The following is an 830-nucleotide window of genomic DNA, read 5'->3' on the forward strand; positions in this document are numbered from 1 at the left end:
TTTTGAATAATTTCGGCAAAATGCTCATCACCGTATTGATAAATGGTGGCTTCGTTGAATTCACTTCTGTTGCCAAAACCATCCTGATCGATTAGGCCATTATGATTGTCTCCCCTTTGCAGCCAAAATACTGAATTGCCCCTGCTTACTCCATCGCGGCCATTTTGTCGTAAGGTACCATTGTTTTTATCTCCAATCTGCAACCAGGTAATCTTGTTGTTTTGACTTGTGCCATCTAGTCCATCTTGATTCAGCCCTCCCATATTTCCATTTCCTTTTTGTAATCGAAGGGTAAAGTTATTAGCACTTAGTCCTCTTTCTCCGTCCTGATCAATAAATCCACCGTTATTATCGCCAATTTGCAACCAAATTCCCTTATTGTTTCTTACCCTACCACCATCACTTTCATGGTCAATACTTCCAAAATTATTTTTTCCCTTTTGTATCAGAATGGCTGTATTTTCACGAGTAAACCCTCCCTCTTCACCTCTCTGTTCAATTATACCGTCATTACCTGTTCCATCCTGAAGCCAAAAAGCTTTATTACCAATGCTTTTTCCTCCACCATCATTATTAATATCTGCAGATTGATCAATAGCTCCCCTATTTCCCTCTCCTCTTTGAATCCAGAGGGCGAAATTATCCCGGCTGATACTTTCATTGCTATTTTGAATGATGGCAATACTATTATTAACGCTTCTTTGCAGGGCAATGGCCGTATTGTTACGAGTCGCCGCCCCGGCGCCCACAGCAGTTTGGTCGATTTTCAATTTATTTGCGTTTCCTACCATTAAAGCGTAAGCGTGGTTATCGGAAGAAATCCCCCTATT

Annotated in this window: 1 protein-coding gene; it reads right to left on the reverse strand. The window is 41.0% G+C overall.

What is annotated here, in order from left to right; genetic code table 11:
- Positions 1-830, reverse strand: an 830-nt coding sequence (locus E1171_RS23290; RefSeq protein ID WP_222931297.1) for a hypothetical protein, incomplete at both ends; no start/stop codon positions are given.

This window comes from Xanthovirga aplysinae (genome assembly GCF_009711365.1).
In the GTDB taxonomy this organism is placed as follows: Bacteria; Bacteroidota; Bacteroidia; order Cytophagales; family Cyclobacteriaceae; genus Xanthovirga; species Xanthovirga aplysinae.